We start from the raw sequence: 1,195 nt of genomic DNA on the forward strand, positions 1-1,195 counted from the left end.
GGTGTGCCACAATCATTATAAGGAGAACTTTAACGGCTGGTACAGCCAATCGGTAAGATGGTACAGAATTAGCGGCAGGGTGGTACAGTTAAACCGTGCAGTGTGTCACGAGCGACCGTTATTTACAATTTCCGTTATGGCAAGCGGTTTAATGTTTTTTAAGACAAAGAGCGATAAGGAAAGGCTGGAAAATGTATATACGCTTATTAGCAATCGTGATATCAAATCGTATGAGTTGGCTATCGTTGAGTTAAGTGAGCGAATTACAAGAATTATAGATGAGTCTGGAAAATTGAATGAGGCCATCGCAAAGATTGAAACATTCGGAACAGACTATGCACAGATGACGGAAGAACAACAATATGAGTTGGGGGCGTATGTTAATTTGATGGAAGCCTCCACCATGCTGTTGGTTAATCCTATTTTGGGACTTCAGCCGAAGTATACAGAGCAGGACTTTGACAAGCTGTGCGCAGTTGAAAGCGATTTGTATAAACGCTATTTCAAGACTCACAAAACGATGGTTATTTCTATGGCCAACTTATTATATAAAGTTAAGCTCGATGATAAGGATAAAAAATTGCTGGCTAAGTCTTTGAAGAAAAACAAAGAATTTTTAGCTTCCGTGCAGATGACCAAGAAGGAATTGGACGCTGATGATATTTCTATGATTGAAAGAGCGTTGAATCACCGGTACAAATATAGTACATATTAAAAAAGCGAAAAAGCGTCTCGCCGCCGGAATCAAAATCCAGTGGTGAGGCGTTTCTGTTGATAAATGCTAGCTTTTCAAACCGGTGAGCTTACTTCATGTTCGGGGAAGACAACCTGACAAACCTAGATGGAGTGGGTAATCGCTATACGAATGTGAGGTGACGAGAGGCGTGGCTTCTTTAGATCGGGGTTTACAATAGAGGCGAGTAGCATCCCTGGTGGCAAGGGGATTCCAAAGGGGAACGGCGTTCTCCTTTGTCTGAGGTGTTCAGAGGGGATAGAGTTCCCCTTTGACCGGAAGAATCCAAAGAAACCGGCGGTTTCGTGGCACACGACTTTCCCCGGAAAGTCTAGTGCAGATTGCCAGCCAAAACGGCCACCTGTGCCATATTCGGCGGCCACTCTGTGACTTAAATGGCGGCCATCCAAGGACACATTAAACGGCCAAAATTCCCAGTTATAATATAATCATCTCCTGTTC

Annotated in this window: 1 pseudogene; it reads left to right on the plus strand. The window is 43.5% G+C overall.

The annotated features are described in order from the left end of the window. Positions 1–715 (plus strand): annotated as a pseudogene (locus LKD70_RS18460) (hypothetical protein); the annotation flags it as partial. Positions 716–1,195: the final 480 nt, after the last annotated feature.

It is taken from the genome of Ruminococcus turbiniformis (genome assembly GCF_020687545.1).
Lineage (GTDB): Bacteria > Bacillota > Clostridia > Lachnospirales > Lachnospiraceae > Mediterraneibacter > Mediterraneibacter turbiniformis.